We start from the raw sequence: 18,851 nt of genomic DNA, 5'->3' as shown, positions 1-18,851 counted from the left end.
GTCAGCCTTGGGCGACCAGCGAATAGGGGAGAGCATAGGCGCGTCTCATTTCCTGTGGACCGGTGGCCGCAACCGGATGTTGCAGAAGAATAAAAAAGCCCGCACAAGGCGGGCTAAGCGTGGCTCTCTTGCTTCGTCCAGCGCCGGAACACCGGTTCGGCGAGGAACAGCACCAATAGCAATCGCAGCACCTGCAGGGCGGTGACCAGCGGCACCGAGAGTTGCAGGGCTTCCGCGGTCAGGCTGAGCTCGGCGATGCCACCGGGCATCATGCCCAGCATCAGCGAGCGGTGATCGAGCCCATCCAACCACCCGAGCAGCTCCGCTGCCAGCGCGGCAAAGGCCATGCCCAGGGCAGTAGCGAACAGGGTCCGGGCGATGAAGGAGGGCGCGCGACGGAAGAATGCGCGGTCGAAGTGGCAGCCCAGGGCGCTGCCGATCAGCCATTGGCCCAGCTGGCTGGCGCCCTGCGGCAGACCGAGTTGCAGGTCGAAGCCGATGCTCATCGCGGCACTCACCAGCAATGGGCCGATCAGCCAGGGGTTGGGCTGGTGAAAGCGTTGCATCAGCATCGCCAGCAACGCGCCACCGCCCAGCAAAAGGGCAAGCCAGCCCCAGTCGACCTGTGCCACCTGGTGCTGTGTGGCAGGCACGCCAACGAACAGCTGGAACAGCGCGGGCACGCTCAGCACCACCAGCAACAGGCGCAGGCTCTGGCCAGCGGCGACGCGGCTGAGCACAGCGCCATTACGCTGGCCGAGATTGACCATCTCGCTGGCGCCACCGGGCATGCTGGCGAAGAAGGCGGTGGCGCGATCCTCGCCGCTGCGTAGCATCAGGCTGATACCGATGACGCTGGAGAGGGTGGTGGCCACGGCACCGACCAGGATGATCGCGCTGTTGGCCAGCACCTGCTCGATGACCGCCGGGGTGAAATGCAGGCCGATGCCGATGCCGACCACCCACTGACCGCATTTGCGACCGCCAGGGACTTCCGCCAGCGGCAGGTTGCCGATGCAGCGCACGGCGATCACGCCCAGCAGCGAGCCCACCATCCATGGCAGCGGCCAGCCCACCAGGCTGGCCAGCCAGCCGCCGGCGGCACCCACCAGCGGCGTCAGCAACCACTTAGGCATGGACCAGCTTCGCTTTGGCGCGACGTGCGCGCATCCAGCGGATGCCCGGCAGGGCCAGCATGATCGCGGTCAGCACCCAGAGGGCGATGGTGATCGGGCTGCTCCAGAGAATGCCCAGATCGCCGTCGGTGATGGAGAGCGCACGACGCAGGTTGGACTCCATCAACTCACCGAGGACGAAGCCGAGGATCAGCGACGACAGCGGGAAGTCCATCTTGCGCAGCAGGTAGCCGAACACCCCGAGGGCGGCCATCAGCACCAGGTCGAAGGTGGTGCTGTGCACGGCATAAACGCCGACCACGCTGACGATGGTGATCGCCGGCACGAGGATCCAGGTCGGCACGCTGAGCATGCGCGCGAACAGGCCCACCAGCGGGATGTTCATCACCAGCAGGATGACGTTGCCGATGAACAGTGAGGCGATCAGGCCCCAGACCACATCGGGCTGCTGCTCGAACAGCAGCGGGCCGGGCGTGATGTTGTACAGGGTCAGGGCGCCGATCATCACGGCGGTGGTGCCCGAACCCGGTACGCCGAGGGTCAGCATGGGGATCAGCGAACCGCAGGCCGAGGCGTTGTTGGCCGCTTCCGGAGCCGCGACACCCCGCAGGTCGCCCTCGCCGAAGCGGCCGGAGCTACCAGCCATGCGCTTTTCGCTCATGTAGCTGATGGCGCTGGCGATGGTGGCGCCGGCCCCCGGCAGCACGCCAATGACGAAGCCTGACAGGGAGCTGCGCACGCTGCTCCACCAGGTGAAGCTGAACTCCTTGAAATTGAACAGCATGCGTCCGCTGGCCTTGACCGCTTGCTGACCGGTAGCGGTGTGCTCGAGCATCAGCAGCACTTCGCTGACGCTGAACAGGCCGATGACCACTATCACGAACTGGATGCCATCGGACAGCCCGACGCTGTCGAAGGTGAAGCGGTAGACGCCGGTGGTCGCGTCCACGCCGACCGTGGCCAGGCCCAGACCGATCAGGGCCGAGAGCAGGGTCTTGACCGGCTTGTCGCCGACCATCCCGCCCAGGCAGGCGATGGCGAAGACCATCAGCACGAAATACTCGGCGGGTCCGAAGGCCACCGCCCAGTTGGCCAGGATCGGAGCGAAGAGCACGACCCCGATGGTGGCGATGGTGCTGCCGATGAAGGAGCTCATGGCCGACAGCGACAGGGCGATGCCCGCCTTGCCCTGGCGGGCCATCGGGTAGCCGTCGAGGGTGGTCATGATGGCCGCGGCGTCACCCGGTACGTTGAGCAGGATGGCCGAGATGCGCCCGCCGTACTCGCAGCCCAGGTACACGGCGGCCAGCAGGATCAATGCGGTTTCCGGCGGCAGGCCGAGGGCGAAGGCCAGGGGCAGCAGGATGGCCACGCCATTGATCGGCCCAAGACCCGGAAGCAGGCCAACGACGGTGCCGACGAACGCGCCGAACAGCGCCACCAGCAGGTTGATCGGGCGCAAGGCGACATCGAAGCCCTGGGCCAGGAAGTTCAGGGTTTCCATCTCAGTTCTCCAGGAATGCCAGCAGGCCCAGGGGCAGCGGGACATCCAACAGATAGTCGAACAGGCCGTAGAGCAGCAGGCCCATCAGCACACCGCTGACCAGGCTGGCCAGCGGTCGCCCCAAGAACAGCAGGCCGAGGCCGAAGCCGACCAGGGAGGTGCTGACGATGAAGCCAAGGGGCTCGAAGAGCAGTGCATAGGCGAACAGGGCGAACACGCAGAGGGCCACCTTGCGCGCCAGTGGCCAGGAGATCGGCAGATTGTCGGCATCGCCTGGCTTGTAGATCAGCCAGATTGCGGCGGTGGCCATCAGGAACAGCAGCAGCAGGGGGTAGGCGCGCGGGCCGACCGGGTCGTAGCTGAAGGGGGCCTGGAAGCCCCAGGCGACCACGGCGAGCAAGGCGCAGACGAGCAGCCAGACCGCAGCGAAGATTCGTACGTACATGGCGGAATACCTAGGAATCGGAGTGATGTCCCCTCTCCCGTCGGGAGAGGGGAGGCTGAGGCGATTACTGCGCCAGGCCGAATTCGCCAGCGAGTTGCTTGTACTGCTTCACCTGGTCGAGGACGTAGGCCTTCAGCTGATCGCCGGTGAGGCTCAGGGGGAAGAGGTCGCGCTGTTCACGCAGCTTGCCGAACTCGTCGCTGGCCAGCAGGGTGTCGAACTGCTGTTTCCACCAGTTGAAGTCCTCGTCGCTCACCTCCGGGCCCATGTAGAAGCCGCGGATCACCGGCCAGACGATGTCGAAACCCTGTTCCTTGGCGGTGGGAATCTCCGCCAGCTTGCCGGGCAGGCGCTGGTCGGACAGCACGGCAAGGATGCGGATCTTGCCGGCGGCGAGCTGCGGCGTGATTTCCCCCAGGCCGCTGCTGGTGACCTGCACGTGGCCGCCGAGCATGGCGGTCAGGGTTTCGCCGCCCCCCTCGAAGGCCACGTAACGCAGTTTCTGCGGGTCGATGCCGGCGGCGCGGGCAATCAAGGCCGTCTGCATCCAGTCCTGGCCGCCAATGGTGGCGCCGGCGCCGAAGACGATGGCGGCCGGGTCTTTTTTCACCGCTTCGACCAGCTCGCTCAGGGTCTTGTAGGGGGAATCGGCGCGCACGGAGATGGCGCCGTAGTCAGTGCCGATGCCGGCCAGCCAGCGCACGGCGTTCTCGTCATAGCGGCCGAACTTGCCCTGGGCGAGGTTCAACAGGGAGCCGGAGGAGAAGGCGGTGATGGTGCCGGCGTCCTTCGGGCGCTGGGCGACCACTGCATTGTAGGCCACGGCGCCGACGCCGCCGGGCATGTAGGTGACACGCATGGGAGCCTTGAGCAGACCTTCATCCTTCAGGCCGCTCTGGGCGAGCTTGCAGGTGAGGTCGAAGCCGCCGCCGGGCTTGGCCGGCGCGATGCACTCGGGGCGCTTGGGCTCGGCCATCAGCTGGGTGGACAACAACAGGCCGGAGGTGACCAGGGCGATGCGGGAGAGGGCAGTTTTCATCGGGGTTCTCCTGTGGAGTTTTATTGTGGTTCACCAAATGGGCAGTGCGTAACTGACGATCAGGCGCAGTTCATCCGCATCGCGGGCGAAGTTTGAGCGGAATCCGGCGTGGCGAACACGCACGCCCAGGTTTTTCAGGCTGCCGCTCTGCACCACATACTTGAACTCGACATCGCGTTCCCATTCGCGGCCTTCTTCGCTGCTGCCGGTCACCTGGGCGTTGTCGCTGGTGATGTAGCGGGTCATGAAGCTCAGGCCGGGCACGCCCATGGCGGCCAGGTCGAGGTCATAGCGGGCTTGCCAGGAACGCTGGTCGGCGTTGGCGAAGTCGTTGATCTGCACGAAGTTGACGAGGAACGGGTCGCTGCCATCGATGTAGGCGTAGCCGGTGTCGCCGCTCATGCGCTGGTAGCCAAGGCCGAACTTCTGACTGCCCTGGCCGTAGCTGACCATGCCGTTGAGGGCGCGGTTGTCCACCTTGCCGGCCTCGGCACGACCGGTGTCGTCGCTGATGGCGTAGCGCAGGTCGGCGCTTAGCATGCCGGCGCCGAGCGGTTGGGTGGCCAGCAGGCCGAAGAAGTTCTGGCGGTAGACGTCGTCCAGCTCGGCGAAGTAATAGCGGCCGGTGAGCTGCTGGTTGAATGCGTAGTCGGCGCCGGCAAGGTCGAAATGATCCCCTGTGGCGGCCGCGGCGAAGCGCTTGTTCTTGTTGTTGATGGCCAGGTCTTCGGAGTTGGTGGAAGCGCGGTCCTTGAACTCTGACAGGCGCCCGCCGGTGAAGGTCAGGTTGCTGATTTCCTTCGAACTGAGCAGGCCACCTTCGAAGACCTGGGGCAGGATGCGGCTGTCGCTGGCTTTCACCACCGGCAGCTCGGGAATGTGCGTTCCCAGCCGCAGCTCGCTCTTCGAGGCGCGGATCTTCGCGGTCAGGCCGAGCTTGCTGTATTCGTCCGGGGTGCCACCGTCATCCTGTACCGGCAGCAGGTCGGTGCCGCTGCGACCGGGGCCGGAGTCGAGCTTGATGCCGAGCATGCCGAGCGCGTCGAGGCCCAGGCCGACAGTGCCTTCGGTGTAGCCGGATTCGATATTGAGGATGAAGCCTTGCGCCCATTCTTCGCGCTTGGACTGGCCGCTGCCGTCGCGGAAGTCGCGGTTGAGGTAGATGTTGCGGGCTTCGAGGGTAGCCGAGCTGTCCTTGATGAACTCGGCATGGGCTGACGTGGCCAGGGTGCAGCCAGCGATGGCGAGGCTGAGTGTGCAAACAGGCGCATGCGCCTGCCGTGCGGCAGTGAGCATCGAGTGGTCTCCATTGTTGTTTTTGTAAGCCGGCGCAACCACGGGCCGGCTTTTATGGGGTGGTACTTGCCACCCTGTCGCGATGCTATGCAGTGAAACTTTCGCCAGCCTTTCAGCGTGAAAGAAAGTCGTCATGTCGTTCACAGAGGCTGGCGCCCCGTTAAACTTCTGAGCGATCGCTGCCATTTCGGAGACTTTGTCGTGCGAATCCTGCTGGTCGAAGACCATCCACAGTTGGCTGAGAGCGTTGCCCAGGTGCTCAAGGGCGCGGGTTGGACGGTGGACGTATTGCACGACGGTGTTGCCGCCGACCTGGCGCTGGCCAGCGAGGACTACGCGCTGGCGGTGCTGGACGTCGGCCTGCCGCGCATGGACGGTTTCGAAGTGCTGGCGCGCCTGCGCGGGCGCGGCAAGACACTGCCGGTGCTGATGCTGACCGCCCGCGGCGAGGTGAAAGACCGGGTCCATGGCCTGAACCTCGGTGCCGACGATTACCTGGCCAAGCCCTTCGAACTCACCGAGCTGGAAGCCCGCGTGAAGGCGCTGCTCCGCCGCAGCGTTCTCGGCGGCGAACAACAGCAGCGCTGCGGCGCGCTGGTGTATGACCTGGGCACTCGGCGTTTCAGCCTGGCGGACGAAATCCTCAGCCTGACGTCACGGGAGCAGTCGGTGCTGGAAGCGCTGATCGCGCGGCCGGGGCGAGTGATGAGCAAGGAACAGCTGGCCTCCCAGGTATTCGGCCTGGATGAGGAGGCCAGTCCGGACGCCATCGAAATCTACATCCATCGCCTGCGCAAGAAACTGGAAGGCAGCGCGGTACGTATCGTCACCTTCCGGGGGCTGGGCTACCTGCTGGAGAGCCAGGATGCGTGAAGCCGGGAGCCTGCGCGGGCGGTTGCTGCGGCGTCTGGCGTTGATGCTGGGTGCACTGCTGCTGATTGCCAGCCTGAGTTCCTACTGGAATGCCCGCGAGGCCGCCGACACTGCCTACGACCGCACGCTGCTGGCTTCGGCACGGGCCATCGCCGATGGCCTCTACGAGACCGATGGCCGCTTGCGGGCGGACGTGCCCTATGTGGCGCTCGATGTCTTCGCCTACGACAGCGCCGGGCGCATTTTCTACCAGGTGATCGATCCGGACGGGAAGCTGGTGTCCGGATACGACCACCTGCCGGCGCCACCGCCGGGCACACTTCGCACCGACGATTACCCTGCCTTGGCGCGCTTTTACGATGCCGAGTACGAAGGCACGGGCGTGCGGGTGGTCAGTCTGTTGCAGCCGGTGAGCGAGCCCAGGCTGAACGGCATTGCGGAAATCCGCGTGGCGGAAACCGAAAGCGCCCGTGAGCGCCTTGCCCGGGGCCTGCTGGTGGACAGCATCTGGCGCCTGGTGTTGCTGGTGGTGGCGGCGCTGGTGCTGGTCTGGCTGGCCGTCAGCGCCGCCTTGCGTCCGTTGAACAAGCTGCGCCTGGCGGTGGAGGAGCGTCAGGCGGATGACCTTCGACCCTTGCCGGAAGTGGCGGTGCAGCGCGAGTTGCGTCCACTTGTGGATGCGCTCAACCAGTTCACCGAACGTCTGCGGGGGCTGTTCCAGCGCCAGGCGGACTTCATTGCCGATGCCTCCCATGAACTGCGCACGCCGCTGGCCGCTCTCAAGGCTAGGGTGGAGCTGGGCTTGCGCGAGCACGAACCGGCTGTCTGGCGCTCGACCCTTGAGGAGGCAGCGCAGAACACCGACCGCCTGACTCACCTCGCCAACCAGTTGCTGTCCCTCGCGCGTATCGAAAGCGGTGCGCGGGCCATTGCCGAAGGCGGTGCCGAACGCATCGAACTGGGCCAACTGGCGAGGGAGCTGGGCATGGCGCTGGCGCCCCTGGCCCATGCCCGTGGTATTGCCCTGGCTCTGGAAGCGGAAGATCAGGTCTGGGTGATGGGCGAGCCGACCCTGCTCAACGAGCTGCTCTGCAACCTGGTCGACAACGCGCTGGCCCATACGCCCAAGGGCGGCAACGTGATCCTGCGGGTGCGTTCGCCCGCGCTGCTGGAGGTCGAGGACGACGGCAGCGGCATTCCGCCCGAGGAGCGCGACAAGGTGTTCCAGCGCTTCTATCGCCGCAATGCCCAGAGCGGAGGGGCGGGGCTGGGGCTGGCAATCGTCGGCGAGATCTGCCGCGCCCATCAGGCTGAGATCAGCCTGCACGATGGAGACAGTGGTGGATTGAAGGTGCGCGTGAGTTTCCCGCTGGTGTAATCAGCGCAGGCGGACCCTACAGTCCAGCGTTTGCGCTACGGCGCCAGGCTCAGCGGCTGCTGGACTTCCATCAGGTACTGGGCAACCTTGCCGCTTTCGCGCAAGCGGGCCAGGCCCTGGTTGAAGCGGACGATCAGCTCGGCGTTGCCGGGCACCTCGCGGGAGAGCATCAGGTGCAGGCTGTCGCTGCGCAGGGGGAGGGGGTGAAAACTCATCTGCTTGCGCTCGGCGGAGCTGAACTTGTCGTTGAGCAGGGCGAAGGCGACCACCTTGTCCATTGGAAAAGCATCGAGCCGTCCGGCCAGGACCATGCGCAGGCCTTGTTCCTCACCGCTCAGGCGCTTGACCTGGATCTGGCCGCTGCGCTCGGCCTGCTGGAAGGTCGCCCCGTAGTCATAGCCAATCGCACCGCCGAGGCGTATGCCCTTGAGGTCGGGAATGCGTTTCCAGTCGAAAGGTCGATCCTTGCGGTGGAACAGGTAGTAGCTGCTTTCCACGACCGGGTCGCTGACGAAGAAGCGTTGCTCCCGCTCCGGGCTGCGCAGCCAGACGGCGGTACCGGCGCGTTCGCCGCGTTCGGCCAGGTGCATCGAGCGGGCCCAGGGATAGAACTCCCAATTCACCTTGATCCCTTCCAGGGCGAAAGCTTCTTCGACGATGCGCGACGCCACGCCCTGATGAGGCAGCTTGGCGCCCAGGTAGGGCGCCCATTCGCCATTGGTCAGGCGAACCTCTTCTGCGACGGCGAAGCCGTGGCACAGCAGGCAGAGGGCGAGAAGGAATACGCGCATCCGGATCCATCCAGCGACGTCAGGGGAAGGCTGAGTCTAGCGCTGCATGGATGAATGCGCGTGGGTCTTTTACTGGAGCATGCCCATGGCCGCTTCCATGGCGGCGGAGAGGTCTTCGTCCGCCTGCATGTCGACGTTCGGGTCGAGGCCGAGCTTGGCGAAGGCGGGCACTTTGGCCCAGTCCAGCTGGGTGTAGGGATGCTCGCTGCCGAGGTAGCTCTGCAGGGTGGCAACCTGGACGATGTCGATGTAGTCGACGCGGGCCGAGTTGCGGCTGAAGTCCAGGTACTGGCTCGGAACGACGGCGATCGGCTCGGGGAATTCCCAGGCACGCAGGATGCGGTCGCCGATCAGCGGATGAATGCGCTCGATCACGTGGTTTAGGCTGATGGAGTCGGCCAGCAGTTCGTTGTGCTCTTCGGCATAGGTGAGGATCGGCAGTACGCCAATCTGGTGCACCAGGCCGGCCAGGGTGGCCTGGTCAGGCATCAGGCGGGTGTAGTGACGGCAGAGGACGTGGCAGATGCCGGCGATTTCGGTGCTCTTGTTCCAGACTTCGCGCATCTTGCGATCGACCACGTCGGTGGTGGCCTGGAACATCTGCTCCATGGCCAGGCCGGTGGCGAGGTTGCTGGTGTAGTTGATGCCGAGACGGCTGATGGCCATCTGCAGGTCGGTGATTTCCTTGTTGGTACGCAGCAGCGGGCTGTTCACCACCTTGATGATGCGGGCGGTCAGCGCGGCATCGTTGCCGATGACCTTGGTCAGGTCCTGGATGCCGGCGTTCGGGTCTTCGGCGGTTTCGCGCACCTTCAGCGCCACTTCCGGCAGCGTCGGCAGCACCAGTTCATCGCATTCGATCGCTTTGATGAGGTCTTGTAGGACTTTGTCGGCAAGCTTGCTCATTGAGATTCTCGTCAGGGGCGGGCTAGCGTTGGATTTCGCGGTCGGCGTCCAGGGTATAGGGCAGGTCGAGCAGGCTCAGTGCCGGGCCATCGGCAGTGCCGAGGTGGATGCGGCCATCCTTCACGGCGTCCTCCTGAAGCACGGCGAGCAGCTCGCAACCGTTCGTTGCTGGCGCTGCCAGCACCACTTCACCTACGGAACTCTGGTGGACCGGGGAGAACAGTTCGGCACCGGCCTGGGGCAGCTCGCCCGTGGGCAGGGCCAGGCGGTAGAGGCGACGCTTGAGTTTGCCCAGGTACTGCATGCGGGCAACGATTTCCTGGCCGGTGTAGCAACCTTTCTTGAAACTGACGCCGCCCAGGGCCTGGAGATTGATCATCTGCGGGATGAACATCTCGCGCGTGGCACCGAACACCTGGCCTACACCAGCGCGCACCTGCGCCAGCAGCCAGGCACCCAGGGGAGCTTGTGGCAATTGCGCGGCCAGGCGGGCTTCCACGGTGGCGGCCTCTGCCTGGGGAGCCCAGAGCTCGGCACGGCCGTCGGCTAGACGCACGGCGATCAGCTTGCCCTCTCGGGCGACGCTGTCGGTGGCGTGTGGCAGGTCCAGCCCCAGGGCAAGCAACGCACCATCGCCCTTGCTGAGGCCGAAGCGCGCCCAGTCGGTGCTTTCGTCGGTCAGGGTGGATTTGGAGAAGACGGCATATTTCTTCAGGTCGGCCAGCTGCGTTTCGATCAGGTCGCTGGCCATGGCCAGGAGTAGACCCTCGCCCTCGATGAGGATGCGGAAGCTGGACGTCATCCGGCCCTTGGGCGTGCAGCGGGCACCCAGGCTGCTGGTGGCCTGGTCCAGGTAATTGAGGTTGCAGGTCACCTGGCCCTGAAGGAATTTCGCGGCATCCACGCCGCGCACGGCGAGCAGGCCTTCATGGGTGAGCGGACAGAAGAATGCTGAGTCGGCCATTACGGATCGCTGGAAAAAAGTCTGGGGCGCCATCATAGAGTCCCGCTGGTGGCTTGTCAGCGGGTGCCCGGGCCGGCGGCTGTGGTTATAATGCGCGCCTCATTCCTGGAGGCGCTGTGATGGCCGACTCAATTGAACTGAACCGACTCTTCTGGCACAGCCGTCGCGGCATGCTTGAACTGGACGTGCTGCTCGTCCCCTTCGTGAAGGAGGTCTATCCCAGTCTCGACGCTGAAGACCAGGCCCGCTTCCGCAAGCTGCTGGAATGCGAAGACCAGGACATGTTCGGCTGGTTCATGCAGCGCGGCGAACCGGAAGATGCGGACTTGCGCCGCATGGTTCGCATGATCCTGGACCGTGTCCAGCCCAAGTAACGCCTTCGAATGCCACTGGCGCCCGTCGCGGCGCCTGCTGGCGCTCTACCTGATCCTGTCTTTTCTGGCCGTTCTGGCCCTGTCACTCGCCGACATTCCTCTCTGGGCGCGGCTCGCCGGCCATCTTGCCTGCGTGGCACACGCCGCCTGGTGCCTGCCCAGGCAGATTCTTCTCACGTCCCCCAAAGCCTTTACCGGATTACGCCTGAACGACGAAGGCTGGCAGCTATGGCGCGCGGTGGATGGCTGGACGCCGGTCCGCTTGCGCCCTGACAGCATGGCGCAGCCGCTGGCGGTGATCCTGCGCTTTCGGGTTCCGGGAGCGTACTGGAGTAGCGGGCTGTGCATTCCGGCGGATGCCCTCGATCAGGAGCAGCACCGCCGGTTGCGGGTGAGGCTGGGCTTCAGTCGCCGAAGGTGGGCGGAGCCAGGATAGTGTCCTTGGCTTCCGGAAGCAGGTCCGGGTAATCCAGCGTGTAGTGCAGGCCGCGGCTTTCGTGGCGCTGCATGGCCGAGCGGATGATCAGTTCTGCTACCTGCGCGAGGTTGCGCAATTCGATCAGGTCGCGGCTGACCTTGTAGTTGCTGTAGAACTCATCGATTTCACTGAGCAGCAGGCGCACACGGTGCTGGGCGCGCTGCAAGCGCTTGCTGGTGCGCACGATACCAACGTAGTCCCACATGAAGCGCCGTAGCTCGTCCCAGTTGTGGGCGATGATCACGTCCTCGTCCGAGTCGGTTACCTGGCTGGCGTCCCAGGTCGGCAGGTTCGTGGGCATGCGCACCTTGTTCAGCTGGCCGAGCATGTCTTCCGCCGCCGAGCGGCCATAGACGAAGCATTCCAGCAGGGAGTTGCTGGCCATGCGGTTGGCGCCGTGCAGGCCGGTGAAGCTGGTCTCGCCAATGGCGTAGAGACCCGGAATGTCGGTGCGTCCGTGCTTGTCCACTACCACGCCGCCGCAGGTGTAGTGCGCCGCGGGAACCACCGGAATGGGCTCGCGGGTGATATCGATGCCGAAGTCCAGGCAGCGCTCGTAGACGGTGGGGAAGTGGCTCTTCACGAACTCGGCGGGTTTGTGGCTGATGTCCAGGTAGACGCAGTCCACGCCCAGGCGCTTCATTTCGTGGTCGATGGCCCGGGCCACGACATCGCGTGGGGCCAGTTCGGCGCGAGGGTGGAAGCGCTGCATGAATCGCTCGCCATTGGGCAGCTTGAGCAGTCCGCCTTCGCCACGTACCGCTTCGGTGATCAGGAAACTCTTGGCCTGCGGGTGATAGAGGCAGGTGGGGTGGAACTGGTTGAACTCAAGGTTGCCCACCCGGCAGCCGGCGCGCCAGGCCATGGCGATACCGTCGCCGCAGGCGCCGTCGGGGTTGCTCGTGTAGAGGTAGACCTTGGCTGCACCACCGCAGGCGAGCACCGTGAAGCGGGCGTGGAAGGTATCCACTTCGCCATTGTTGCGATTCAGTACATAAGCACCCAGGCAGCGCTGGCCCTCGCGCCCAAGCTTGCGCTCGGTGATCAGGTCGACGGCCACCCGTTGCTCCAGCAACTGGATGTTGGGGCGTTTCTTGGCCTGTTCCAGCAGGGTATTGAAGATGGCGGCACCGGTGGCGTCGGCGGCATGGATGATGCGCCGATGGCTGTGGCCGCCTTCGCGGGTCAGGTGGAATTCAAAACCGCCGTCTTCGCGGGCGCTTTCGTCGTCACGGGTGAACGGCACGCCCTGGTCGATCAGCCATTGGATGGCCGCACGGCTGTGTTCCACCGTGAAGCGCACGGCATCTTCGCGACACAGGCCGGCACCGGCGACGAGGGTGTCCTCGACGTGGGAATCGACGGTGTCGGTATTGTCCAGCACAGCGGCGACCCCGCCTTGGGCCCAGTAGGTCGAACCATTGCTGAGGTCGGCCTTGCTCAGGACCACGATGTTCAGGTGCGAGGGCAGGGTAAGGGCCAGGGTCAGGCCGGCGGCGCCGCTGCCGATGACCAGTACGTCATGCTGGAAATGTTGGCTCATGTCGGTTCCCGCGAAAAAAGCGGCGGCTAGTATATAGGTGGGGCGGGCGGCACAATAGCGCGCTTATGACCATGTATGGCGCTAGGGAACTTTTTTAGTCGTTCGGGTTCCATTCAGGGTCACCATTTTGAAGAGACGGTGCTTGCTTACATTCACGCAACGAATGCACATGAAATGTGCAACCCGGATGCCTGTAGATCAAGCGACTTATATTCGGCGCAGCATGGCCGCGAGCCCTGCTGCGTCATTCCGTGCAGATGAAAAGACAATCTGCGGGAAGCTTGCTTGGAGGGGAGAACTTTTGCGCAACGCCCGAGTCTATTTTGGCAAGCCGATCCACTGGCTGGCGCAACACCCCTTCGAGAACGACGAGGAGTGTTCATGCTAACCCAGGAAGAGGATCAGCAGCTGGTCGAACGGGTGCAGCGAGGCGACAAGCGGGCTTTCGATCTGCTGGTGTTGAAGTACCAGCACAAGATTCTCGGATTGATCGTGCGTTTCGTGCACGACGCCCAGGAAGCCCAGGACGTAGCCCAGGAAGCCTTTATCAAGGCTTACCGTGCGCTCGGAAACTTCCGCGGCGACAGTGCGTTTTATACGTGGCTGTACCGTATCGCCATCAATACGGCGAAGAACCATCTGGTGGCGCGTGGCAGACGCCCGCCAGATAGTGATGTAAGTGCTGAGGACGCCGAGTTTTATGACGGCGACCACGCCCTCAAGGATATCGAGTCACCGGAGCGAGCCCTGCTGCGTGACGAGATCGAGGCCACAGTGCACCGGAGCATCCAGCAATTGCCGGAAGATTTGCGCACGGCGTTGACCCTGCGCGAATTCGACGGTCTGAGTTACGAAGACATTGCGAGCGTTATGCAGTGTCCGGTCGGTACTGTGCGATCCCGCATCTTCCGGGCGCGGGAAGCCATCGATAAAGCCTTGCAACCTCTGTTGCATGGAACCTGAGACAGCGGCGACAGCCAAGAGGGGAACCGCCATGAGTCGTGAAGCTATGCAGGAATCGCTGTCCGCGGTGATGGATAACGAGGCGGACGAACTGGAGCTGCGCCGAGTTCTCGCCGCCAGCGAAGATCAAGAGTTGCGGGCAACCTGGTCGCGTTACCAGATCGCTCGTGCCGTGATGCACAAGGAGCTGCTGGAGCCGCGCCTGGACATCGCAGCTGCTGTTTCCGCCGCACTGGCCGAGGAATCAGCACCGCCGGTCAAGGCCGTGCAGGGTCCTTGGCGCAGCCTGGGTCGCCTGGCTGTGGCCGCATCTGTCACCGTGGCTGTGCTGGCGGGTGTTCGCCTGTACAACCAGGACGAAGCCGCCGGCACCCAGCAACTGGCTCAGCAGCAAGCTGGCCAACCCGCCATGGTCATGCCGCAGGCCCAGCAGGGTGCCGTGCTGGCTGGCTATAGTGAGGAAGCCCAGCAAGTGCAGCAGCCCATCGGCGCGACCCAGTCGTCGTCCGGTTGGCATGAGAAGCGCTTGCCGGCTTACCTGCGGCAACATGCGCAGCAGGCGGCCATGAGCGGTAGCGACAGTGCTCTGCCATACGCCCGCGCTGCCAGTCTGGAGAGCCGCTGAGGAGGAACATGCGCGCACTACCGGTATTCATCTTGCTTGGCGGCTGGTTGGCTCAACCAGCCCTGGCCGCCGACGCTCAGGACTGGCTGCAGCGACTCGCTGACGCGGAGCTGCGCCAGAGTTTCCAGGGAACGTTCGTCTACGAGCGAAACGGGAGTTTCTCCACTCACCAAGTCTGGCATCAGGTCCAGCAGGGCGGGGAAGTGCGCGAGCGTCTGTTACAGCTCGATGGGCCGGCCCAGGAAGTGGTGCGGGTCAATGGCCGCACCCAGTGCGTGGGTGGTTCCCTATCCGATCAGTTGTCCGATAGCCAGGTCTGGCCCGCCCGGGCGCTCGATGCCAAGCAACTCTCCGAGTGGTACGACCTGCGCCTGGCCGGCGAGTCACGCGTAGCCGGGCGACCGGCGACGGTGCTGACCCTGACCCCGCGCGACCAGCACCGCTACGGCTTCGAGCTGCATCTGGATCGTGATACCGGACTGCCTCTCAAGTCGCTGTTGCTCAGTGACAAGGGGCAGCTCCTCGAACGCTTCCAGTTCACCCGCCTCGATACTGCCGGGGCTCCGGCTGATGCCGATCTGCAGCCCAGTTCTGCCTGCAAGGCCGTACGGCTCACCGAGGCGCAGGGCGACAAGCCCGCCCACTGGCGATCCGAATGGCTGCCTCCGGGCTTCAGCCTGTCCAGTGCCCAGGAACGTCGTAGCCCAGTGTCATCCGATGCGGTGTCCAGCCTGCTCTACAGCGATGGACTGGCGCGCTTCTCGGTATTCCTTGAGCCGCTGCATGGCGCTGTCGTCGAAGATGCGCGCAGTCAGCTGGGGCCGACCGTGATGGTGTCCAAGCGGGTCAGCACGCCAGATGGCGACGTGATGGTGACGGTGGTCGGCGAGATCCCGCTGGGAACGGCCGAACGCGTCGCCCTGTCCATGCGGGCAGCGGAGGCCACTGCGACACAATGATCCCTGCTACAGGATCTGCATCCGAATTGCAGCGCGGGAGCCCAGGCTCCCGCCTTGTCTTTTTCACGTTGTTCCACCGGGCCTGGGGCTGATGCTCCGGGCCCGTTTTGCTTTTGTTTTTCTGTTTTGCTCGCAGGGCCGGGCGGCCCGGTGGGTTCATACCACTCGTTATGCGACGGGAGCTGTATGTCGATGCTTAACCTCAAATCCTGTATGACCGCCGTGGCAGCCCTGCTGCTGCTCGGTCAAACCCTCGTGGCCCGTGCCGAACTGCCGGACTTCACGCCTCTGGTTGAAGAGGCGTCCCCGGCGGTCGTCAACATCAGTACCCGGCAGAAGCTGCCCCAGCGTGGTGCTGCGGCCGGTGCCCCGGTGATGCCTGACCTGGAAGGCCTGCCGCCGATGCTGCGCGAATTCTTCGAGCGCAACATGCCGCAAGTGCCGCGCAATCCCCAGGGTGGCCGCCAGCGCGAGGCGCAGTCCCTCGGTTCCGGTTTCATCATTTCCAAGGACGGCTATGTCCTGACCAACAACCATGTGGTGGCCGATGCCGATGAGATCATCGTGCGCCTGTCCGATCGCAGTGAGCTGGAAGCCAAGCTCATCGGCGCTGATCCGCGTACCGATGTGGCGCTGTTGAAGGTCGACGGCAAGGACCTGCCGATCGTGAAGATTGGCAAGTCCGACGAACTCAAAGTGGGAAGCTGGGTGCTGGCCATTGGTTCGCCCTTCGGCTTCGACCATTCTGTGACCGCCGGTATCGTCAGCGCCAAGGGCCGCAGCCTGCCGAACGAGAACTATGTGCCGTTCATCCAGACCGACGTGGCCATCAACCCGGGCAACTCCGGTGGCCCGCTGTTCAACCTGGACGGTGAAGTGGTCGGCATCAACTCGCAGATCTTCACTCGCTCCGGCGGCTTCATGGGCCTGTCCTTCGCCATCCCGATCGACGTCGCCATGAGCGTGGCCGACCAGCTCAAGTCCGAAGGCAAGGTCAGCCGCGGCTGGCTGGGCGTTGTGATCCAAGAAGTGAACAAGGACCTGGCTGAGTCCTTCGGTCTGGACAAGCCTGCCGGTGCACTGGTTGCCCAGGTCCAGGAAGGTGGTCCGGCGGCCAAGGGCGGCCTCCAGGTTGGTGACGTCATCCTCAGCATGAACGGCCAGCCGATCGTGGTTTCCGCTGACCTGCCGCACCTTGTGGGCAATCTCAAACCCGGCAGCAAGATTCAGCTCGAGGTGGTACGTGGCGGTAGCCGCAAGACCCTCGACATGGCCATCGGTGCGCTTCCGGAAGACGGCGACGAAATGGCTGCCGCGACCGGCGATGGCGTCGAGCGCAGCAGCAATCGCCTGGGCGTGAGCGTGGTCGAGCTGACCGAGGAGCAGAAAAAGTCCCTGGATATCCAGGGTGGCGTGGTCATCAAGGAAGTCCAGGATGGTCCGGCTGCCATGATGGGGCTGCGTCCGGGCGATGTGATCACTCACCTGAACAACCAGGCCATCACGTCTGCCAAGGCATTCACCCAGGTCGCCAAGGACCTGCCGAAGAACCGTTCGGTGTCCATGCGTGTCCTGCGTCAGGGCCGCGCCAGCTTCATTACCTTCAAGCTGGCCGAATAAAGCGGTTGCGGTACGAAAGGGCGGCCATTGGCCGCCCTTTTTCGTTCCTGCCTTCCGCCGCATGGGCGTGACGGGCAGGTCGCCGATCAGGTAAACTCCCCCGCTATTTTTCGGCGAGCAACCTGCTTGCGGCTTCTTTTGAGTGTTGACCTGTGAGTGACCTGAGTCATATCCGCAATTTCTCCATCATCGCCCACATCGACCATGGCAAGTCGACCCTGGCTGACCGCTTCATCCAGATGTGCGGCGGCCTGTCCGATCGCGAGATGGAGGCCCAGGTACTGGACTCCATGGACCTGGAACGTGAGCGCGGCATCACCATCAAGGCCCACAGCGTCACCCTGCATTACAAGGCTCAGAGTGGTAAGACCTACCAGCTGAACTTCATCGACACCCCCGGCCACGTGGACTTCACCTACGAAGTCAGCCGTTCCCTGGCAGCCTGTGAAGGCGCGCTGCTGGTGGTGGACGCCGGCCAGGGCGTTGAAGCGCAGTCCGTGGCCAACTGCTACACCGCCATCGAGCAGGGCCTGGAAGTCATGCCCGTGCTGAACAAGATGGACCTGCCCCAGGCCGAGCCGGAGCGGGTAAAGGAAGAAATCGAACACATCATCGGCATCGACGCTACCGACGCCGTCCCCTGCAGCGCCAAGAGCGGCATGGGTGTGATCGACGTGCTGGAGCGCCTGGTGGAAGTGATCCCGGCGCCGGAAGGCGAGGTCGACGCTCCGCTGCAAGCCCTGATCATCGACTCCTGGTTCGACAACTACCTGGGCGTGGTCTCTCTGGTGCGCGTCAAACATGGTCGCGTGAAGAAGGGCGACAAGATCCTGGTGAAGTCCACCGGCAAGCTCCACCAAGTGGACAGCGTGGGCGTATTCACCCCGAAACACACTGAGATGCCGGATCTGAAGGCTGGCGAAGTAGGTTTCATCATCGCCGGCATCAAGGACATCCTGGGCGCGCCGGTAGGCGATACCCTGACCCTGTCCAACACCCCTGATGTGGACGTGCTGCCAGGCTTCCAGCGCATCAAGCCGCAGGTTTACGCCGGCCTGTTCCCGGTCAGCTCCGACGATTTCGAGGACTTCCGTGAAGCCCTGCAGAAGCTGACCCTGAACGACGCGGCCCTGCAGTACGAACCGGAAAGCTCCGAGGCCCTGGGCTTCGGTTTCCGTATCGGCTTCCTCGGCATGCTGCATATGGAGATCATCCAGGAGCGCCTGGAGCGCGAATACGACCTGGACCTGATCACCACCGCGCCGACCGTGGTCTTCGAGATCGTGCAGAAGAACGGCGAAACGATTTACGTCGACAACCCGTCCAAGCTGCCCGACCTCGCCTCCATTGCCGAAATGCGCGAGCCGATCGTTCGCGCCAACATCCTGGTTCCCCAGGAACACCTCGGCAACGTCATCACCCTGTGCATCGAGAAACGCGGCGTCCAACGCGACATGCAGTTCCTCAGCTCGCAGGTTCAGGTCTGCTACGACCTGCCGATGAACGAGGTGGTGCTCGACTTCTTCGATCGCCTGAAGTCGGTAAGTCGTGGTTATGCGTCGCTGGATTACAGCTTCGATCGCTTCGAACCCGCTAATCTGGTGAGGCTGGACGTGCTGATCAACGGCGAGAAGGTCGATGCCCTGGCACTCATCGTGCACCGCGACCAGGCCCACTACAAAGGTCGTGCGTTGACCGAGAAGATGAAGGAATTGATCCCGCGTCAGATGTTCGACGTGGCGATCCAGGCGGCGATCGGTGGACAGATCGTTGCGCGTACTACCGTAAAAGCGCTCAGGAAGAACGTTCTGGCCAAGTGCTACGGCGGCGACGTCAGCCGTAAGAAAAAGCTGCTGGAGAAGCAGAAGGCCGGTAAGAAACGGATGAAGCAGGTCGGCAGCGTGGAAATCCCGCAGGAAGCCTTCCTTGCTGTGCTCAAAGTGGATAGCTAGGGTCT

The 18,851-nt window shown here is 64.0% G+C and carries 18 protein-coding genes; 9 read left to right on the top strand and 9 right to left on the bottom strand.

The window, feature by feature from the left end; genetic code table 11:
- Positions 1 to 113: 113 nt before the first annotated feature.
- The 5 genes from MnOB_RS26075 to MnOB_RS26055 form a co-directional block, all read right to left on the bottom strand.
- Positions 114 to 1,136: an AbrB family transcriptional regulator gene (locus tag MnOB_RS26075; RefSeq protein ID WP_077527438.1), complete on the bottom strand. Its 1,023-nt coding sequence runs from the start codon at positions 1,134 to 1,136 to the stop codon at positions 114 to 116.
- Positions 1,129 to 2,640 (bottom strand): tripartite tricarboxylate transporter permease, encoded by a 1,512-nt coding sequence (locus MnOB_RS26070; protein ID WP_077527437.1) that lies wholly within the window; start codon positions 2,638 to 2,640, stop codon positions 1,129 to 1,131. The genes MnOB_RS26075 and MnOB_RS26070 overlap by 8 nt, the downstream gene beginning before the upstream one ends.
- 1 nt (position 2,641) lies before the next feature.
- Entirely contained in the window at positions 2,642 to 3,085 is a 444-nt protein-coding gene (locus tag MnOB_RS26065) for a tripartite tricarboxylate transporter TctB family protein (RefSeq protein WP_077527436.1), read from the bottom strand.
- 64 nt (positions 3,086 to 3,149) lie between these two features.
- On the bottom strand, positions 3,150 to 4,124 hold the full coding sequence (locus MnOB_RS26060) for a Bug family tripartite tricarboxylate transporter substrate binding protein (protein WP_077527435.1): 975 nt from the start codon (positions 4,122 to 4,124) through the stop codon (positions 3,150 to 3,152).
- A 30-nt stretch (positions 4,125 to 4,154) separates the two neighbouring features.
- Positions 4,155 to 5,420 (bottom strand): OprD family porin, encoded by a 1,266-nt coding sequence (locus MnOB_RS26055; protein WP_077527434.1) that lies wholly within the window; start codon positions 5,418 to 5,420, stop codon positions 4,155 to 4,157.
- A 201-nt stretch (positions 5,421 to 5,621) separates the two neighbouring features.
- On the opposite strand from MnOB_RS26055, the gene MnOB_RS26050 reads away from it, so the two are divergent.
- The gene (locus MnOB_RS26050) at positions 5,622 to 6,293 is read left to right on the top strand and encodes a response regulator (protein WP_077527432.1); all 672 of its coding nucleotides are present in this window, start codon (positions 5,622 to 5,624) and stop codon (positions 6,291 to 6,293) included.
- A complete protein-coding gene (locus tag MnOB_RS26045; protein ID WP_077527431.1) occupies positions 6,286 to 7,671 on the top strand; it encodes a sensor histidine kinase in 1,386 nt (461 codons plus the stop codon). The genes MnOB_RS26050 and MnOB_RS26045 overlap by 8 nt, the downstream gene beginning before the upstream one ends.
- 35 nt (positions 7,672 to 7,706) lie before the next feature.
- Here MnOB_RS26045 and MnOB_RS26040 read toward each other — a convergent pair whose 3' ends face one another.
- From MnOB_RS26040 to ygfZ, 3 genes are all read right to left on the bottom strand, one after another.
- On the bottom strand, positions 7,707 to 8,462 hold the full coding sequence (locus tag MnOB_RS26040; RefSeq protein WP_077527430.1) for a substrate-binding periplasmic protein: 756 nt from the start codon (positions 8,460 to 8,462) through the stop codon (positions 7,707 to 7,709).
- 69 nt (positions 8,463 to 8,531) lie between these two features.
- A complete protein-coding gene (locus MnOB_RS26035) occupies positions 8,532 to 9,368 on the bottom strand; it encodes an HDOD domain-containing protein (RefSeq protein ID WP_077527429.1) in 837 nt (278 codons plus the stop codon).
- Positions 9,369 to 9,390: 22 nt separating this feature from the next.
- Positions 9,391 to 10,332: a CAF17-like 4Fe-4S cluster assembly/insertion protein YgfZ gene (gene ygfZ / locus MnOB_RS26030; RefSeq protein ID WP_077527428.1), complete on the bottom strand. Its 942-nt coding sequence runs from the start codon at positions 10,330 to 10,332 to the stop codon at positions 9,391 to 9,393.
- A 119-nt stretch (positions 10,333 to 10,451) separates the two neighbouring features.
- Between ygfZ and MnOB_RS26025 the strand changes: the two genes are divergently transcribed.
- Both MnOB_RS26025 and MnOB_RS26020 read left to right on the top strand, forming a co-directional pair.
- Positions 10,452 to 10,706: an FAD assembly factor SdhE gene (locus tag MnOB_RS26025; RefSeq protein ID WP_077527427.1), complete on the top strand. Its 255-nt coding sequence runs from the start codon at positions 10,452 to 10,454 to the stop codon at positions 10,704 to 10,706.
- A complete protein-coding gene (locus tag MnOB_RS26020; protein ID WP_077527426.1) occupies positions 10,690 to 11,142 on the top strand; it encodes a protein YgfX in 453 nt (150 codons plus the stop codon). The genes MnOB_RS26025 and MnOB_RS26020 overlap by 17 nt, the downstream gene beginning before the upstream one ends.
- Here MnOB_RS26020 and nadB read toward each other — a convergent pair.
- Entirely contained in the window at positions 11,111 to 12,727 is a 1,617-nt protein-coding gene (gene nadB / locus MnOB_RS26015; protein WP_077527425.1) for an L-aspartate oxidase, read from the bottom strand. The genes MnOB_RS26020 and nadB overlap by 32 nt on opposite strands.
- A 381-nt stretch (positions 12,728 to 13,108) precedes the next feature.
- Between nadB and rpoE the strand changes: the two genes are divergently transcribed.
- The 5 genes from rpoE to lepA all read left to right on the top strand — a co-directional run bounded on the left by rpoE (position 13,109) and on the right by lepA (position 18,846).
- On the top strand, positions 13,109 to 13,690 hold the full coding sequence (gene rpoE, locus MnOB_RS26010; protein WP_077527424.1) for an RNA polymerase sigma factor RpoE/AlgU: 582 nt from the start codon (positions 13,109 to 13,111) through the stop codon (positions 13,688 to 13,690).
- Positions 13,691 to 13,721: 31 nt separating this feature from the next.
- Positions 13,722 to 14,315 (top strand): sigma-E factor negative regulatory protein, encoded by a 594-nt coding sequence (locus tag MnOB_RS26005; protein WP_077527423.1) that lies wholly within the window; start codon positions 13,722 to 13,724, stop codon positions 14,313 to 14,315.
- A gap of 8 nt (positions 14,316 to 14,323) precedes the next feature.
- Positions 14,324 to 15,274, top strand: coding sequence for a MucB/RseB C-terminal domain-containing protein (locus tag MnOB_RS26000; protein WP_077527422.1), 951 nt, complete (start codon positions 14,324 to 14,326; stop codon positions 15,272 to 15,274).
- Between the two features lie 186 nt (positions 15,275 to 15,460).
- A complete protein-coding gene (locus tag MnOB_RS25995; RefSeq protein WP_107504135.1) occupies positions 15,461 to 16,894 on the top strand; it encodes a DegQ family serine endoprotease in 1,434 nt (477 codons plus the stop codon).
- 152 nt (positions 16,895 to 17,046) lie between these two features.
- Positions 17,047 to 18,846, top strand: coding sequence for a translation elongation factor 4 (gene lepA, locus MnOB_RS25990; RefSeq protein WP_077527420.1), 1,800 nt, complete (start codon positions 17,047 to 17,049; stop codon positions 18,844 to 18,846).
- Positions 18,847 to 18,851 lie beyond the last annotated feature (5 nt).

It is taken from the genome of Metapseudomonas resinovorans (assembly GCF_002003485.1).
GTDB classification, from domain to species: domain Bacteria; phylum Pseudomonadota; class Gammaproteobacteria; order Pseudomonadales; family Pseudomonadaceae; genus Metapseudomonas; species Metapseudomonas resinovorans_D.
The sequence above is the reverse complement of the archived record's forward strand: the minus strand, read 5'-3'. Positions and strand labels throughout refer to the sequence as shown.